Origin of the sequence: Pseudoalteromonas sp. CO342X, from assembly GCF_004208915.1 — a bacterium.
In the GTDB taxonomy this organism is placed as follows: Bacteria; Pseudomonadota; Gammaproteobacteria; order Enterobacterales; family Alteromonadaceae; genus Pseudoalteromonas; species Pseudoalteromonas maricaloris.
Window position 1 is genome coordinate 94,786 of sequence record NZ_SGPH01000020.1, and the last position, 16,908, is coordinate 111,693.

A 16,908-nucleotide genomic window follows, 5' to 3' on the forward strand; every position below is an offset into this window, starting at 1 on the left:
TCATATCACGACTAAGCTTTAAGTAACCTTTCCAAATCTGTGATCCGCAAACCACACCAAGTAGCTTATTGGAGGTCGTTATGACAATATTTGAACATTATCAGGCCAGATATGAAGCCGCGCAAGAAGAAGAGTACACCATCGCGGAATTTCTTGAAATTTGTAAAAATGACAAATCAGCCTATGCCAGCGCACCTGAGCGACTTCTGATGGCAATAGGCGAACCAGAAATGATCGATACGTCGAAAGATGCCAGACTTAGCAGGCTGTTTTCGAATAGAGTAATAGCTCGATACCCTGCCTTCAATGAGTTTTACGGTATGGAGGATGCCATTGAACAAATCGTATCGTATCTCAAACATGCCGCACAGGGGCTCGAAGAGTGCAAACAAGTACTCTATTTACTCGGCCCGGTAGGTGGTGGTAAATCGTCTATCGCAGAAAAGCTCAAGTATTTGATGCAAAAGGTGCCGGTTTATTCTTTAAAAGGCTCACCCGTTAATGACCACCCGCTTTGCTTGTTTAGCCCTCAAGAAGATGCTGACCTACTTGAAAAAGAGTACGGCATTCCTGGGCGCTATATTAAAACGATAATGTCTCCATGGGCGACCAAACGCTTACATGAGTACAATGGAGATATTACGCAATTTAAGGTCGTAAAACGCTACCCTTCCATTCTTGATCAAATTGCTATCGCGAAAACAGAGCCAGGGGATGAAAACAACCAAGATATCTCAGCGCTGGTAGGCAAAGTCGATATTCGTAAACTTGAGCATTTCGCTCAAAATGACCCTGATGCTTATGCGTATTCTGGCGCGCTATGTCTTGCGAACCAAGGTTTGATGGAATTTGTCGAGATGTTTAAAGCACCGATTAAGGTGCTACACCCGCTGCTAACTGCAACCCAAGAAGGCAACTACAATGGTACCGAGGGTATTTCCGCCCTACCATTTAGCGGGCTAATACTCGCTCACTCTAACGAGTCTGAATGGCAAACCTTTAAGAACAATAAAAACAACGAGGCATTTTTAGACCGTGTTTACATTGTCAAAGTGCCTTATTGTTTGCGCGTGTCTGAAGAAGTCAAAATTTACGAGAAGCTTATTGAAAATAGTGAGCTCAGAGAGGCTCCCTGTGCGCCTGGCACTTTAGAAACTTTAGCGAAGTTTTCAGCACTGTCTCGAATTAAAGAGCCAGAGAACTCCAGTATCTATTCAAAAATGCGGGTTTACGATGGTGAAAGCTTAAAAGACACAGATCCAAAAGCTAAGTCCTATCAAGAATACAGAGATTATGCAGGCGTTGACGAAGGCATGAACGGCCTTTCAACTCGCTTTGCTTTTAAGATCCTCTCTCGTGTGTTTAACTTTGACCACAGTGAAGTCGCAGCAAACCCAGTTCATTTATTTTATGTACTTGAGCAGCAAATTGAGCGCGAACAATTTAACGCTGAAGTACAAGAGCGCTACCTAAGCCATCTAAAAGGGTATCTAATCCCACAATATGTCGAATTTATTGGTAAAGAACTACAAACAGCTTACCTTGAGTCGTACTCTGAGTACGGCCAAAATATTTTCGACCGCTATGTTACCTATGCAGACTTTTGGATCCAAGATCAGGAATATCGTGATCCAGATACTGGTCAACTGTTTGATAGAGCCGCACTTAACGGCGAGCTGGAAAAGATTGAAAAGCCAGCCGGTATTTCCAATCCAAAAGATTTCCGTAACGAGATAGTCAACTTTGTTTTAAGAGCAAGAGCCCATCACAATGGTGACAATCCAGTATGGACCAGCTATGAAAAACTAAGAACGGTTATCGAGAAGAAAATGTTCTCTAATACCGAAGACTTACTCCCTGTAATTTCATTTAATGCAAAAACCTCTGCCGAAGATCAGAAGAAGCACGAGGACTTTGTCAATCGTATGGTTGATAAAGGCTATACCCAAAAACAAGTTCGCCTACTTTCGGAATGGTATTTAAGAGTTAGAAAGTCACAGTAACTTGTTAGTATGAAGAGGGTGTTATATGGCGCATTTTATTGACCGCCGTCTTAACGGCAAAAATAAGAGCACTCTGAACCGCCAACGTTTTATCCGCCGCTACAAAAAGCAGATAAAGAAAGCGGTTTCAGAGGCCATCAACAAACGTAGTGTGACTGATATCTCCAGTGGCGAAAGCATTTCTATCCCACAACGAGATATCAGCGAGCCCACTTTCCATCAGGGAAAAGGGGGAGACAGAGAGCTCATTCACCCAGGTAACGATCAATTTTCAACGGGCGATCGGATCCAGCGCCCTCCTTCTGGGCAAGGTGGTGGGTCAGGTGATGGCGAGGCAAGTAACCAAGGTGAAGGACAAGACGACTTTGTATTCTCTATTTCAAAAGACGAATACTTAGACCTATTGTTTGAAGACTTGGAGTTACCCAACTTACAACAAAGCCAGTTAGATAAATTAATGCAAATGAAAACGCATCGAGCTGGTTTTTGTAATGATGGTATGCCTAGCAACTTAGATATTGTACGCAGTTTAAAAGGCTCAATGGCACGCCGTATTGCGATGACCTCGAGTAAACGCCGAGAGTTAAGGGAATTAGAGGAAGAACTTGCGAATATGCTTGCTGAACCAGTTCCTCCTCAACAGAAAATCAATGATATAGAACTGCGGATCCAAGTGCTAAAAGAGCAAATAGCCGCGGTGCCTTTCATCGACAATTACGATTTACGCTTTCGTAATTACGAAAGGCGTCCACACCCCACCAGCAAAGCGGTTATGTTTTGCTTGATGGATGTGTCTGGCTCAATGGATCAAGCTACAAAAGACATGGCAAAACGTTTTTATATTTTGCTCTATCAGTTCTTAACCCGCACTTATAAAGATATTGAGGTAGTCTATATCCGCCACCATACCCAAGCAAAAGAAGTAGACGAGCAAGAGTTTTTCTACTCGCAAGAGACTGGTGGCACAATTGTCTCAAGTGCGCTGAAATTAATGGATGAAATCATTCAAGAGCGTTATGCCCAAGGCGATTGGAATATTTACGCCGCACAAGCCTCTGACGGTGATAACTGGGCAGATGATTCTCCACAATGCACCCAGATACTCTCTAACAAACTACTTAAAATTGTCCGCTACTATGCGTATATAGAGATAACGACCCGTGCACACCAAAGTCTGTGGCGGGAGTATCAAGGAGTAGCCAACTCATTTGACAACTTTGCTATGCAGCACATTCGAGGTGTAGAAGATATTTATCCTATCTTTAGAGAATTGTTCAAGAAGAACAAAAATAAGCAAAGTGCGGCATAATTTTTGGGAGGTTGCGCGATGACATATCAGCCAATTGACGATGGTCCAGATTGGACCTTTGATTTACTTGATACTTATCATCAGGAAATTGCTCGTGTAGCTGAGCATTACAGACTTGACACTTACCCAAATCAAATTGAGGTGATCACAGCTGAGCAGATGATGGATGCCTACTCAAGTGTGGGCATGCCAATTGGTTATGCACATTGGTCGTACGGTAAAAAATTTATCCAGACTGAGCAAACCTACAAACGAGGTCAAATGGGTCTTGCCTACGAGATTGTGATTAACTCTAATCCTTGTATTGCGTACTTAATGGAAGAAAATACCATGCCTATGCAGGCACTGGTAATGGCGCATGCGTGCTATGGTCATAATTCTTTCTTCAAGGGTAACTATCTATTTAAAACCTGGACAGACGCATCATCCATCATTGATTACTTGGTATTTGCTAAAAATTATGTCGCCAAATGTGAAGAAAAGTACGGTATTGATGAGGTAGAAAACCTGATTGACTCTTGTCATGCGTTAATGAATTACGGGGTTGATCGATATAAAAGGCCGCAACGGATCTCTATGTTTGAAGAGCAAAAACGGCAAAAAGAACGGGAAGATTATTTGCAGTCCCAAGTTAATGAATTATGGCGAACCATTCCTAAAGGTGAAGATGAAGAAACCGACAACCGTGCTCGTTTCCCATCGGAACCTCAGGAAAATATACTGTATTTCATCGAGAAAAATGCCCCATTGTTGGAGTCTTGGCAACGCGAGATTATTCGTATTGTGCGTAAAGTATCACAGTACTTCTACCCGCAAAGACAAACTCAAGTCATGAATGAAGGCTGGGCTACATTTTGGCATTACACTATTTTGAACCACTTATATGACGAGGGAAAACTAAGTGATTCCTTTATGTTGGAGTTTTTACAAAGCCATACCAATGTTGTGTATCAACCGCCATACAATAGTAAATTTTATTCAGGGATAAACCCCTATGCGCTCGGCTTTAATATGATGGTCGATATTCGCCGTATATGCGAAAACCCAACGGAAGAAGACAAACAGTGGTTCCCGGAATTTGCGGGGAGCAACTGGCTAGATACACTGCATTTTGCGATGCAAAATTTTAAAGACGAGAGCTTTATCAGCCAATTTTTATCTCCAAAACTCATGCGCGACTTTAAGCTTTTTACGATTGTCGACAAACAAAAATCTCCGCACTTAGAAGTTGGCCCTATTCACGACGAAATGGGTTATCAACAACTTCGCAGTGCCCTTTCAGCGCAGTACAACTTGAGTAACCATGAGCCTAATATTCAAGTTTATGACGTCGATGTACGGGGAGATCGTTCACTTACGCTAAGGTATGTACCGCAAGGCGGGATCCCACTTGCCGCTTCAAAGCAAGAAGTGATAAAGCACCTCTACCGCTTATGGGGATTTAAAGTGAAACTTGAACAAGTAGATGAAAATGGCAATATTGAGCAGATAGCTCAATGCCCTGAAGAGGAAAGTGAATCGTAACTCTGTTGGTTTGACTTAGGAGCCGGCAAACAGGTTGTATTTGCCGTGACTCCTTGCTAATGCCTAGACTCTTTAGCTGCAACTACTCTACAGTGAGGTGTGTTATTAAATTCTAGACTGCACGTAAACACTTCCAACTGCAGAGCTTCGCTATTCAAAGTGCCGGTTACTTAAAAAAATTGAAGCTAAGTGGATAAATCCATACTTCCCCATTATTGGCTTTCATCGCAGCAATGATGGCAAATATAATATTAAGAATAGCTAACACAACGAACCCTAAAATACCAACCGCGACAAAAACTAAAATACCGCAAATTATGGAATAGATGATTAAGCTAATTAACCAGTTAATAGTGGCTTTTCCGTGTTGGTCGATTGTTTCGCTTTTATCCTTATTGGTTGCCCACATAACCACCGGTAATACAAGCCCTAGTCCCGGAGCAACAAAGCTCGCCAGCTGGCTCAAATGTAATAACATACAGTATGTATTTAGCGGCATCCCCCAGTATTCATCATTATCGTTCATTTTTCATTCCCTTTTATTGTTGTAAGTGATTACGCATTTCAAGCAAGTGTTTCATATTGACTGAAGTCTATGGAATTCATTCCTAATGAGTTAAAATCATTTAAGGAACTACTATTCACCTGCCTCATCTTAAAATAAATGGCTAAAGACCTCTAATTGAGAACTCAACTCCCCACTCCTCCATTAAAGCTAGATAAGCCATGATTTACAAGTCTTTTGATATCGAGAGCATGAGCGTAGACATCACAATTCCGGTTAACCGCTATAGTTTAAAGACAAGGGTTATTCAATTTTCACCAAGTAAATAATGTCTATTCAGACTAAGACTTTACCAATTTTGGGTATAGATTTAAGATGAACCATGGGACTCCAATCCAGACGTAAAACCAATGGATCAATACAAAACCAAATTTGTTGTTGTTTATCTGATTGCCGCAATAATTACTGCTGCATGTCTTTTAATGAATGGACCGATGCGTCCAGGCTTGCCTCTTGATAACACGGTAATAATGCGTATGGAGTTTATTGCCAAAAACTTAGTATTGTGGCAGTGGTCTTGGATAGCTTGGATGTTCTCTGCACTAGGTCTGTTAGTATTTAGTGTTATTTTAGCAGATGAGCTCAAAGCAGACTTTAGAAAGCATGTTGGCCTGCTATTAGTCGCATTGGGTGTGGCCCCAGATTTAATTGCTGAAGTGATTTATGCCTTTGTTTTACCAAAAGTAGTTCATTTAGCCATGGGAGAATCTGTATTTTTACTGTTTGAGCATATTGCAACCCATCTAACCGGTTACTTAGGTAATGGCCTTTATAATTTAGGAGGGCTTACGTTAACCTGTCTAGCCATTAAGCAAGGTATATTTAAAACATGGGTGTCAGTGTGGGGGATCACCGCTTGGATTTTAGGTTTATTGCTGTCTGTATCTATCGCTGCTGGTCAACTTAAAGCTGCTGAGATATTTACTGCATCAAGCATGACTCTTAGTACACTTTGGATGATTATCTTTGCACATCAAGTTTTGAGGCCTAGATGGAATACGCAATCTTAAAATTAGTGCACATAGGCGCCTTGATTTTTTGGCTCGGCCCAGCTCTTGGTGCTTGGTTTGTGTTAAAAGCAATAGAAAATGAAAATATAGGACCGGTGACCGCGAAGGTGGGTCATGTATTCTTTCTCATGGTCACACTGGAACATGTGGCATTTATAGTTCTCTTATTAACAGGCTTTTCTATGGCTTTTTTAGCTGGATGGTTTACATCTCCATGGCTCCAGCAAAAGCTACTGGTGGTCGGTCTCGTGATTATCCCATTAGAAGTTGTCGATATTTTCTTGGGAAACTGGTTAGCAGCAAAGGCATCTAAAAGTGTCCACTTGGGCATTGCAAGCGCTCAGCAACGGCGTTGGTTAGCGCTCTATCACGGCCCTTTTACTAAACTTGCACTCTTAACCATACCGGTTTCAGTTGTTATTGTGATGTATTTAGCGGTAAGTAAGACGCCACTTTCATCACTTTAATTCGCAGAAATAACCGAACAATACGGCTGATTTGTCTAACAGACCGCGGTTCATTCCACACTGATACTAAAAAGTTAGTGGGGTAAAAATTATAAAGTGGCAATATGAATAGAACCGCGCCGCACTAAAGCCACTATATAAAGATAAATTTACTCGCTGGCCATGTCTTCAGAGTATACAGTTACCCGATTTCTTCCGCCCTCTTTAGAAACATACAAAGCGCTGTCTGCCGCTTCAATCCATTGCTCATGTTTTTCAAAAGACTCTTCGTACACGGCAACACCAAGACTAACCGTAATCTTGATTTGTTGCTCATCGTAGTAAATCGATGAGTTTTCTATTAACGAGCGCAGTCTTTCGGCGAAAGTAATTGCACCTTTTACGTCTGTGTCGAGCAAAGTCACCGCAAACTCTTCACCGCCGTAGCGGCCTGCAGTATCAGTTTCTCGCAGTGTTTTGCGTAGTAAGTCTGAGATATGGCGTATAGCCTCATCTCCACCACTATGACCGTATTCATCATTAATTCGCTTAAAGTGGTCAATATCAAACATAAGAAGTGCACTTTGGCCCTGATTACGTTTCAAGCGCTTAAACTCTTGCTTTAGGCTTTCTTCCCAAAAGCCGCGATTATGCAGCTGGGTTAAACTGTCTGTACGGCTGATTTTTTCTAATTGTTTATTCAACGACTCAAGCTCTAATTTATTGATTGCTTCGTCGGTTACATCGTATATGATCACACAAATATGCCCTACATCCCCCGTCACTGTGGTCAACGGGATGAAAGTTGCATTCTGATACATATAATCCGCTTTGCCTGTGATAGGTCGATAATTTTTGAATCGAAAAATATAAGGCTGCTGCTCCCAAATGGTAAACGACCGATTTTTTAGCACGAACACCGGTTCAGCTTTTGATCTAAACCATTGCTCATCAATACTTGGGAACAAATCAAAAATGTCTTTATCTTTGACTGCACTGGGTAATAAGCCTGAATGATTTTCCATAAAACCATTCCATATACACACCTTGTAGTCGCGATCGAGCACCACCAAGCCAACATCTACGGTGTTAAACATATCCATTAACCAATGGATTTCATTCATATCAAAATCGGCTGCAGGCATAGTTAATCATCCAATAAGTAGGCTACTTTGTATTTTAATGTTTTAAGTGAGTCTTCTGTGAATAACAGCATAAGATCACAGTTGATGTTGTGGTGCTCTATGCCATAGCTAATCTCAATGGCGAGCGTTCGTTGCCATCTCGCCTTGTTGGCTTTCACAAGTTCAGCCACATCACAATGTTGACCAAGCACCACTGGATGACCTTGGCTAAACGACATATCGAGTTGCTTAGATAGCCCAGTTAAAATTGCACCAATCAAGATATTGCTAATATCCATTAACAGTTCAAGCTCAACTTTGGTATTAAGATCGCCATGATAATTCATCAATGACGCTATCTCTTTGAAACTGGAATCATTAAGCAGTAGCAGCGCTTCACCGGAAACACCACCACCAATAAAGCCTTGGCAAACGCCCGACGTAGTTGCGCTAGCATCAATGGCTTGCAGTGCCATGTGCAGCTCATTAACTTCGAGTACATTAACGTTTGGAATAGGTAATTCGACGAATACGTTTAGCAATCGCGCCAACAAATCCCCAGCTTGCCCCATAGCAACGTTGGTAAGCTCTTGATAGATATCGCGGATCTCAGGGTCTAGCTGCTCACCAAGTTTATGAACCAAGCTTTCTCTGATTGCTTTGTCTTTTATTCCATGATGCTCAATAATTTCAGCAAGTTTAGCAGCGTCACAGGGCTTACGGATAAAATCAATAGCGCCGAGTTCTATCACTCGTTGGTGCGCATTAGGTTGAATGTCGCCGGAAACAACGACAGTAAGCACGGATAAATCTTGCTCGCTGATGGCTTGCAGTACTTCGTAGCCATCCATCTGCGGCATATTTAGATCAAGGAATAGAATCTCTGGAGAAAGTGCTTTTATTTGTTTAATACAGTCGAGTCCATTCTCTGCAAATTCTACTTTAATATCCCAGTCGTCTGGCAATGAACGCGCCAGCTGCCGACGGGCAAGTTTTGAATCGTCACAAATTAGGACTAGTGTTGACATACAAGCTCTCTTTCTGTTTCCCATGCGTATCGGCACGATGTCGGGAAGTTTTAGTTATAATTATGAGATTAAAGCTTAAAATTGCGACATATGTTAATAAAATGACGCCATCTTGACAATCTAAATGTCACTTAAGCTTGGTTAGTTACTGTCAGTATAATACACTCAAATCAATTAAGTTAACTTCAAAAGGAATACTTTATGCTGAAAGCGTTAGTTTTAGCGAGTGGTCTGTTTAGTGCGATATCATTGGCTTATGATTTACCTGAAAACTCGGTAGATATGGGCAAGGTAAAAGCGCAAGGTAAAGCGGTGGTATTGCTTGGTAATGGTGTAAAGCAAGGTCAGGCTGCACCGGATTTTAAGGTTGCCGATGCTGACTTCAGCCCTGTTACCCTGAAAGACTTTGAAAGTCGTGCAATTTTAATTAGTGTCGTACCGAGCCTAGACACTGGTACTTGTAGCCTACAAACAAAACATTTTAATGAGAAAGTAGCAAGCCAATTTCCAGATGTTGCCATGTTGACGATTAGTGCGGACTTGCCGTTTGCGCAAAAGCGCTTTTGCAAAGCAGAAAATATCGACAAGGTTAAAACATTATCAGATGCCGTATGGCATTCTTTTGGTGAAAATTATGGTTTGTTGATTAAAGATATGGGTCTGCTCAGTCGCGCGATTTTTGTGTTAGATAAGGAACACAAGATTGTTTACAAACAGCTGGTAGAAAATTTAGCAAAAGAGCCTGACTACAAAGAAGTCGTTGGCGCACTGAAGAGTCTATAGCCTCACTATATACTCTCATCAATAAACACAAAAAAGCCGGTCACTTAACAATGACCGGCTTTTTCAATTCGTTATACTAATTTATTACTTAATTAATTTTACTTTTGTAGATCTAGCATTAGCTTGTTAAGACGGCTTACAAAGCCCGCTGGATCTTTCAGGCTACCACGCTCTGCAAGCATTGCTTGGTCTAGTAGTACTTCTGCCCATTGTCCAAACTTGTCTTCGTCTTGTTCGTTATTCAAATGCTTAACCAATTGGTGCTCTGGGTTAAGTTCAAATACCGGCTTAGACTCAGGCACGGCTTGACCCACCTGCTCCATTAGCTTTTGCATTTGCGAGCTCATATCATGATCATCTGCAACCACACACGCTGGAGAATCTGTTAAGCGGTGCGTAAAGCGTACTTCTTTCACTTTATCGCCAAGTGCTGTTTTCACACGCTCAACTAGACCTTCAACTTCCTTCTCACTTTCTTCGTGTGCTTTCTTCGTTTCTTCGTCATCCATATCACCCAAGTCAAGATCGCCACGCGTGATTGACTGAAGTGGCTTCTCGTTGAATTCAGTGAGATGACTCATCATCCACTCATCAACGCGATCTGACAGTAACAGAACTTCAATACCTTTCTTACGGAAGATTTCAAGATGCGGAGAGCTCTTTGCTGCTTCAAAGCTATCAGCCACAACATAGTAAATCTTATCTTGGCCTTCTTTCATGCGCTCAATGTACTGCTCAAGCGATACATTTTGCGTTTTCTCGTCAGTATGTGTAGAGCTAAAACGCAATAGTTTTGCAATAGCATCTTTGTTTGCGAAATCTTCAGCAGGACCTTCTTTGATCACATTACCAAATTCATTCCAGAATGCTTGGTAATCTTCTGGTTTGTTTTTGCCCATGCGCTCAAGCATTTTAAGAACACGAGATGTACAGCCTTTACGAATAGCTTGAGTGATCTTGTTGTCTTGTAGGATCTCACGAGATACGTTAAGCGGTAAATCGTTAGAATCTAGTAAGCCTTTAACAAAGCGCAGGTAGCTTGGCATAAACTGCTCAGCGTCATCCATGATGAACACGCGTTGTACATAAAGTTTAAGGCCAGCTTGACGCTCACGATTGTATAAATCGAAAGGTGCCTTTTTAGGGATATAAAGTAGGCTGGTGTATTCAGTTTTACCTTCTACTTTATTGTGTGCCCAAGTGAGTGGCTCTTCCCAATCATGACCAACATGCTTATAGAACTCTTTATATTCTTCGTCGCTGATCTCAGATTTATCGCGAGTCCAAAGTGCTGTGGCTTTGTTGATCGCTTCCCACTCGCCAGGTTGCGCTTCAATTTTCTCGCCATCTGGACCTTCAGATTCAGGAACTGGGTCTTTATAAAGTTCAACAGGAATTGAAATGTGATCTGAGTATTTAGTCACAATACCGCGAAGGCGATAAGTTTCAAGGAACTCACTTTCTTCTTCACGAAGATGCAGTGTGATCTCTGTACCACGCTCTGCTTTTTCGATTTCAGCAATTGTGAAGTCGCCTTCACCTTGCGATTCCCATTCAACCGCTTCTGACTCACCCGCTTTACGCGTACGAACAGTTACTTTATCAGCAACAATGAATGCAGAATAGAAACCAACACCGAACTGACCAATCAGCTGTGAATCTTTTGCTTGGTCACCAGTTAGGTTTTTAAAGAAATCAGCTGTACCAGATTTTGCGATGGTACCTAATGAGCTGATCACTTCGTCACGCGTCATACCAATACCATTGTCAGAAATGGTGATGGTTTTTGCATCTTTGTTTACGCTTAAGCGAACACGTAGCTCCGCGTCACCTTCGTAAAGGTCACCATTTTGCAAAGCTAAATAACGTAGTTTGTCAGCCGCGTCTGAAGCGTTAGATACTAATTCGCGTAAAAAGATCTCTTTGTTTGAGTACAAAGAGTGGATCATTAGGTTTAATAATTGTTTGACTTCTGTTTGAAAGCCTAATGTTTCTTTTTGAGCTGCGGACATTGTTCTCTCCAATATAAGCAATTAATGCAGTGTTCTTTATCAATATGCTAGGTATATGGGGGAAGAGAAAAAACTTTCAAGAGACTGAACAAAATTTTTAACAAATCGCCCTGTTTTTTAGATTCAATTACTCCAAAAACAGGGCTTTAAGTAAGAAGCGTTAAGATTGGAGCTTCTTGCGCCCGCTAAACGCATGCATTAACGTCATACCGTCTACCAGGTCAAGCTCACCGCCAACAGGCATACCGTGAGCAATACGCGACGCTTCAACTTGATATTTATGACATAACTCAGAAATATAGTGTGCCGTTGCCTCGCCTTCTACCGTTGGGTTTGTCGCTAAGATAACTTCGTTAATATTACCAGCACTTAGCTTGCGCTCAAGAACATCAAGGCCGATTTCATTAGGGCCAATTCCATCCAGAGGCGATAAATGCCCCATCAGCACAAAATACAAGCCATTAAATTGGCCCGTTTGCTCTATCGCCAAAACGTCCGTTGGTGATTCAACCACACAAAGTAGCCCTGTGTCTTGGCGCTTGATACTTTGGCAAATATCACACACTTCAACCTCACTAAATGTTCGGCAGCTTGAACAATGACCAATGGCTTGCATCGCATGCGTCAGGCTTTGTCCCAGCTGGCTGCCGCCCTCTCTGTCTCGCTCTAATAAATGAAAGGCAATACGCTGCGCAGACTTAGGTCCAATGCCAGGTAAACAACGCAGCGCTTCAATAAGTGCCGTTAAACTTGGTGATAATTGCATAAATTCGTTTCTTGTGGCCCATGCAGTGCAAAAAACACTGATAACAATGCCGAAATGATAAGGGATATTGTTGTTGATTTAAAGCTTGATCCTATTTCATACCCTTCTACTTATTTTACAGTTTGAAAATACATTCATCGCGAATTTCCCAACAATTCGACTCAAATGCTTGCAGCAAAAGCGTATTCACTCGACAATGGTCCCATTCCCGATAGTAAGTACAATAATACAACTGTCGGGCCTACTTCTCGAACCAAATAGAGACTACATAATGAAAAAAACGATAATAGCAAGTGCGCTTACAGCTATCATGCTGACGGCTTGCTCTGAGCCACAAGTCACAACAAGTGAAACCAAACAAGCAGAAAATGCGGCAGTAGCTACAGGTAAGGCAGAACTTGGTAGTTTTGGTGTTGACCTCAGTGCACGCGATGAAAGTGTAAAACCTGGCGATGATTTCTTTATGTACGCCAGCGGCACTTGGTACAAAAACTACGAAATGCCAGCAGACAAAACACGTTTTGGTGCATTCTCAGCGCTTGCTGAACGCAGTGAAGAACAAGTAAAAACCATTATCGAAGAAATTGCTAACGGCAAAAACCTAAACGCCGAAGAGCAGCTAATTGCTGATTTTTACAATGCTTATATGGATGTTGAAACCCTAAATAAGCTTGGTATTAAACCTATTCAACCACTACTTGCTGACATTGACGCCATTAACAACACTGACGGCCTCACCAAAGCGTTTGGACAATCTTGGTTAACTGGCGTCAATGCGCCGATCGGCGGCGGGATGTGGTTTAACCGCCTAGACCCAAATAAATACGAAATGTCGATGGGTGCTGGTGGACTTGGACTACCAGATCGCTCTTACTATTTAGAACAAGCTGAGCGTTTTGCTAAAACTCGCGAAGCATACGTTGCACATATTGCCGATATGCTTAAATTTGCGGGTAAAGACAAGCCGACTGAGCGCGCAGAAGCCATTCTTGCACTTGAAACTAAAATTGCTGAAGGCCACTGGCCACGTGAAAAGCGCAGAAATCGCGACCTGACATTAAATCAAGTCAAACGTGACGAGCTAGCAACACAGTACCCAGGCTTTAATTGGGATTTATATTTTGCTGAAACGGGCTATAAAGTGCCTCAGCTAAATATGTCTCAGCCAGAGCCGATCAAAGCGATGATTGCGCTTATCAACTCTGAAGACTTGGCCGTTTGGAAAGACTACTTAACTTATCACGCAATTAGCGGCAATGCGTCGCTGTTGTCTGAAGATATCTTCAATACTAACTTTGAATTTTATGGCAAACATTTAAGTGGTCAGCAAGAGCCTCGTGCTCGTTGGAAACGTGCAATCAGCGAAATGTCTGGCACTACTTCGCTTGGATTTGCAATTGGTAAAGTTTACGTTGCCCGTTATTTCCCTGAGTCTTCTAAAAAACAAATGTCAGAATTGGTTGAAAACCTACGCACCGCGCTTGGTGAAAGGATTGAAAGCTTAGACTGGATGGGTGAAGAAACGAAAGTAAATGCTCAGGCAAAACTTGCCGCATTTACGCCTAAGATTGGCTACCCTGATAAATGGCAATCATTTGATGGGTTAACCTTAACCCGCGATAACTTAATGACGAATGTGAAAAATCTACGTGAGTTTTTCCGCAACGACAGCATCGCCAAAGAGCTTGAAAAAACCGACCGTAACCGCTGGGGTATGACACCACAACGCGTAAACGCCTATTACAACAGCTCGTTTAATGAAATCGTTTTCCCTGCGGCAATTTTACAACCGCCATTCTTCGACCCTAATGCAGATCCTGCAGTAAACTACGGCGGTATTGGCGCAGTGATAGGCCACGAAATGGGCCACGGCTTTGACGACCAAGGCTCTAAATCAGATGCCAACGGGATTCAACGTAACTGGTGGACCGATGCCGACCGCGCTGCTTTCGAAGAAAAGGCAGACAAGCTCGCGGCGCAATACAACAAATATGAGCCTATTGAAGGTAACTTCGTAAACGGTCGCAACAGCCTTGGCGAAAACATCGGTGACGTGGGCGGCCTTGCAATGGCTTACCATGCATATAAACTGAGCCTAAACGGCAAAGAAGCACCGGTGATTGATGGCTTGACTGGCGACCAACGTTTCTTCCTTGCTTGGGCACAAGTGTGGAAAGAAAAGCGTACTGAGCAAAGCATGCTAAACCAGCTACGCGCAGGTACACATGCACCGGGGCAATTTAGAGCGCTTGCGCCTCGCAACCATGATGCATGGTACAAAGCGTTTGACGTAAAACCGGGTGACAAACTTTACCTTGCACCAGAAGATCGCGTGCGTATTTGGTAATAACTTAAATCCCAAAGCATAACCTGCCGTCACTGGTAGGTTGTGCTTTAACGCCGAGCAATACGCTTTTGCTTGGTTAAGTAAGCGCCGCATAATCCGCTTAAAAAGCCAAAAATATGGCTTGAACTACTCGTCTGCGCCGAAAAATCAAATAATGTCGCTAAAAAGCTAATATTGGCATAGTAAGTCAAAACTAGCAGAGCTACAAAACTAACAATGCCAAGCACATCGCGATTGAATAGCGCAGCACCCAGCAGTAAGCCAAAGTAACCCATTACAATGCCTGATGCACCAATGTGATTTGCATGTCCAGCAAACAGCCACACCAACAGTCCTGTAGCAACCACAATAAAAAAAGTTGCTCGCTTAAACCTCGGTAATCGGGCTGCCAAATAGCCACTAATACTTAAGCCGAGCAAATTACTCAGAAAATGTCCCCAGCTACCATGTACAAAAGGCGCGGTTAACACACCACTCAAATGATGTACATTATGCGGTACAATCCCAAAATGGTAGACGGGTAAGCCAAAAATCCCCCCCATCACCTGTACGAGACACATCACCGCCATCGCGTACAAAACCAACTTAAAATTGGGCGGAAAAACCAGTGCACGTTTACTCATCTTACTTCCGTATACAGACAAAAATAGCGCCTTATTAAGCGCTATTTCGAATAGATTTGCAAACTCAGCCCACGTGAACTTTACATACTTAGTGTTGTAGTTACGAACCGCCCGCTTTCATAAGATTAAGACGCGACCTTTGGGAGAAATGAAATATCCACATGGTATTTGCTCGGGTTTCCTTCTTCAATTAACACCGTTATCTCTTCTCGGTCTATGTGATTGGTTGGATCAAACCATATATTATCACTATTAAAAATATGCAATTGCGATGTTGATGGGTTTCTCCATTGTGCACAAATTTGGTAAGGGTTTTTGCCGTTAAACTCTATTCTACGGTTAACTTCAACACTCTGAAACTTAGCCACCACTGGTGTCCCTTTTTCCTTTAGATACTTCACTTTCTTATTTTTTGACGCGCCAAATAAGATAATTGAAAGTCCAATAAGGAAAAATACAGAGCCTATTCCAGCTAGGATCATAACTCCGCCCCAAAGCGAGAAAGTATCGTTAATTTCAGCTTTTTCGATTGAATCTTCTAGATAAACGACGCTTACAACCTCTCCTATTGAATATCTGTTAGGACCGCCCCCAGTAGAGGACACAAACTCCGCTATTTCGCCATTTTTGGTGCGGAATTTAACGAAAGGAGCATAGGTATCCGAGTCTTCAGACTGGGAACGAATAAGGTCTACCACTGTGCCTTCGGTAATGATTGCACGGTCCAGAAAGTCTTGGGTACTGTTGTACATAAAAAGCGATCCGATTAACAGTGCGGACCCAATCAGAGTGAAAATGTATTTAACTATCACGAGCAACTCCTTTTTGCTGGAATGATTTTATAAATTATATATGCGTAGTATGCATAACGCATTGTTGGATCAGACTAAACTAGTTCGACCTAGAATGTAGATGTTATTTAAGCGGCGAGAGAAAGTTAAGGCGAGCGACTTCACTTGCGTTGATTTACAAGCTATATCGTCACAGCGGCGCTCATTCCCTGACCTAACATCGTATCCTTTATGGCCTATTAGACCGTTTTTCATCATCTATTTCAACTTTCTTGATGCTCAGTTCAATCATACTCGTGAACTTCACTTCGATATCTGTAACTGATCCCGCCATGTTATGCAGCTCGCTAGTAAAATTATGCGGTCTCAAGATAACCCAAAACATTTAGGTTAAAGGGAGCCTGCTTAACACCTGTCACATAGTTAAGGGCTTACTTTTGCGGTCTAAATGTAGCTACTCAACATTGCTGTAATGGCGCGTAACTTAGTGTAATTACCACCCTGAAAAATTAACTATAAAATTACATTTAATTTCTGACTGTATGAGAGTGCTAGCCAGAACTTGTAGCTACTTAAT

Annotated in this window: 14 protein-coding genes; 7 read left to right on the forward strand and 7 right to left on the reverse strand. The window is 42.2% G+C overall.

What is annotated here, in order from left to right; genetic code table 11:
• Window positions 1-80: 80 nt before the first annotated feature.
• Genes EXT47_RS10610 through EXT47_RS10620 form a run of 3 tightly spaced genes read left to right on the forward strand, consistent with a single transcriptional unit; the run spans window position 81 to window position 4,836 of the window.
• Window positions 81-2,003, forward strand: coding sequence for a PrkA family serine protein kinase (locus EXT47_RS10610; RefSeq protein ID WP_017217990.1), 1,923 nt, complete (start codon window positions 81-83; stop codon window positions 2,001-2,003).
• A gap of 25 nt (window positions 2,004-2,028) precedes the next feature.
• The gene (locus EXT47_RS10615; protein ID WP_010606430.1) at window positions 2,029-3,312 is read left to right on the forward strand and encodes a YeaH/YhbH family protein; all 1,284 of its coding nucleotides are present in this window, start codon (window positions 2,029-2,031) and stop codon (window positions 3,310-3,312) included.
• Between the two features lie 18 nt (window positions 3,313-3,330).
• Window positions 3,331-4,836: a SpoVR family protein gene (locus EXT47_RS10620; RefSeq protein WP_010606429.1), complete on the forward strand. Its 1,506-nt coding sequence runs from the start codon at window positions 3,331-3,333 to the stop codon at window positions 4,834-4,836.
• A gap of 166 nt (window positions 4,837-5,002) precedes the next feature.
• Here EXT47_RS10620 and EXT47_RS10625 read toward each other — a convergent pair whose 3' ends face one another.
• Window positions 5,003-5,362 (reverse strand): DUF4870 domain-containing protein, encoded by a 360-nt coding sequence (locus EXT47_RS10625; RefSeq protein WP_039492452.1) that lies wholly within the window; start codon window positions 5,360-5,362, stop codon window positions 5,003-5,005.
• A gap of 389 nt (window positions 5,363-5,751) precedes the next feature.
• On the opposite strand from EXT47_RS10625, the gene EXT47_RS10630 reads away from it, so the two are divergent.
• The gene (locus EXT47_RS10630) at window positions 5,752-6,411 is read left to right on the forward strand and encodes a hypothetical protein (protein ID WP_039492453.1); all 660 of its coding nucleotides are present in this window, start codon (window positions 5,752-5,754) and stop codon (window positions 6,409-6,411) included.
• A complete protein-coding gene (locus tag EXT47_RS10635) occupies window positions 6,393-6,878 on the forward strand; it encodes a DUF2269 family protein (protein ID WP_039492454.1) in 486 nt (161 codons plus the stop codon). The genes EXT47_RS10630 and EXT47_RS10635 overlap by 19 nt, the downstream gene beginning before the upstream one ends.
• A 149-nt stretch (window positions 6,879-7,027) precedes the next feature.
• Here EXT47_RS10635 and EXT47_RS10640 read toward each other — a convergent pair whose 3' ends face one another.
• Complete coding sequence (locus EXT47_RS10640) at window positions 7,028-8,002, reverse strand: diguanylate cyclase (protein WP_010375394.1); 975 nt, start codon at window positions 8,000-8,002, stop codon at window positions 7,028-7,030.
• 2 nt (window positions 8,003-8,004) lie between these two features.
• Complete coding sequence (locus EXT47_RS10645) at window positions 8,005-9,009, reverse strand: response regulator (RefSeq protein WP_010375391.1); 1,005 nt, start codon at window positions 9,007-9,009, stop codon at window positions 8,005-8,007.
• Window positions 9,010-9,210: 201 nt separating this feature from the next.
• On the opposite strand from EXT47_RS10645, the gene tpx reads away from it, so the two are divergent.
• Window positions 9,211-9,792 (forward strand): thiol peroxidase, encoded by a 582-nt coding sequence (gene tpx / locus EXT47_RS10650; protein WP_045990169.1) that lies wholly within the window; start codon window positions 9,211-9,213, stop codon window positions 9,790-9,792.
• Between the two features lie 98 nt (window positions 9,793-9,890).
• On the opposite strand, the gene htpG is transcribed toward tpx, so the two are convergent.
• Both htpG and recR read right to left on the reverse strand, forming a co-directional pair.
• On the reverse strand, window positions 9,891-11,804 hold the full coding sequence (gene htpG / locus EXT47_RS10655) for a molecular chaperone HtpG (protein ID WP_017217996.1): 1,914 nt from the start codon (window positions 11,802-11,804) through the stop codon (window positions 9,891-9,893).
• Window positions 11,805-11,964: 160 nt separating this feature from the next.
• Window positions 11,965-12,570 carry a recombination mediator RecR gene (recR, locus tag EXT47_RS10660; RefSeq protein ID WP_130126571.1) on the reverse strand — a complete coding sequence of 202 codons (606 nt, stop codon included), beginning with the start codon at window positions 12,568-12,570 and terminating at the stop codon, window positions 11,965-11,967.
• 271 nt (window positions 12,571-12,841) lie between these two features.
• Between recR and EXT47_RS10665 the strand changes: the two genes are divergently transcribed.
• The gene (locus tag EXT47_RS10665; protein WP_130126572.1) at window positions 12,842-14,917 is read left to right on the forward strand and encodes a M13 family metallopeptidase; all 2,076 of its coding nucleotides are present in this window, start codon (window positions 12,842-12,844) and stop codon (window positions 14,915-14,917) included.
• Between the two features lie 47 nt (window positions 14,918-14,964).
• On the opposite strand, the gene EXT47_RS10670 is transcribed toward EXT47_RS10665, so the two are convergent.
• Both EXT47_RS10670 and EXT47_RS10675 read right to left on the reverse strand, forming a co-directional pair.
• A complete protein-coding gene (locus EXT47_RS10670; protein ID WP_130126573.1) occupies window positions 14,965-15,540 on the reverse strand; it encodes a rhomboid family intramembrane serine protease in 576 nt (191 codons plus the stop codon).
• A 125-nt stretch (window positions 15,541-15,665) separates the two neighbouring features.
• Window positions 15,666-16,352, reverse strand: coding sequence for a DUF3592 domain-containing protein (locus EXT47_RS10675; protein WP_099031366.1), 687 nt, complete (start codon window positions 16,350-16,352; stop codon window positions 15,666-15,668).
• Window positions 16,353-16,908: the final 556 nt, after the last annotated feature.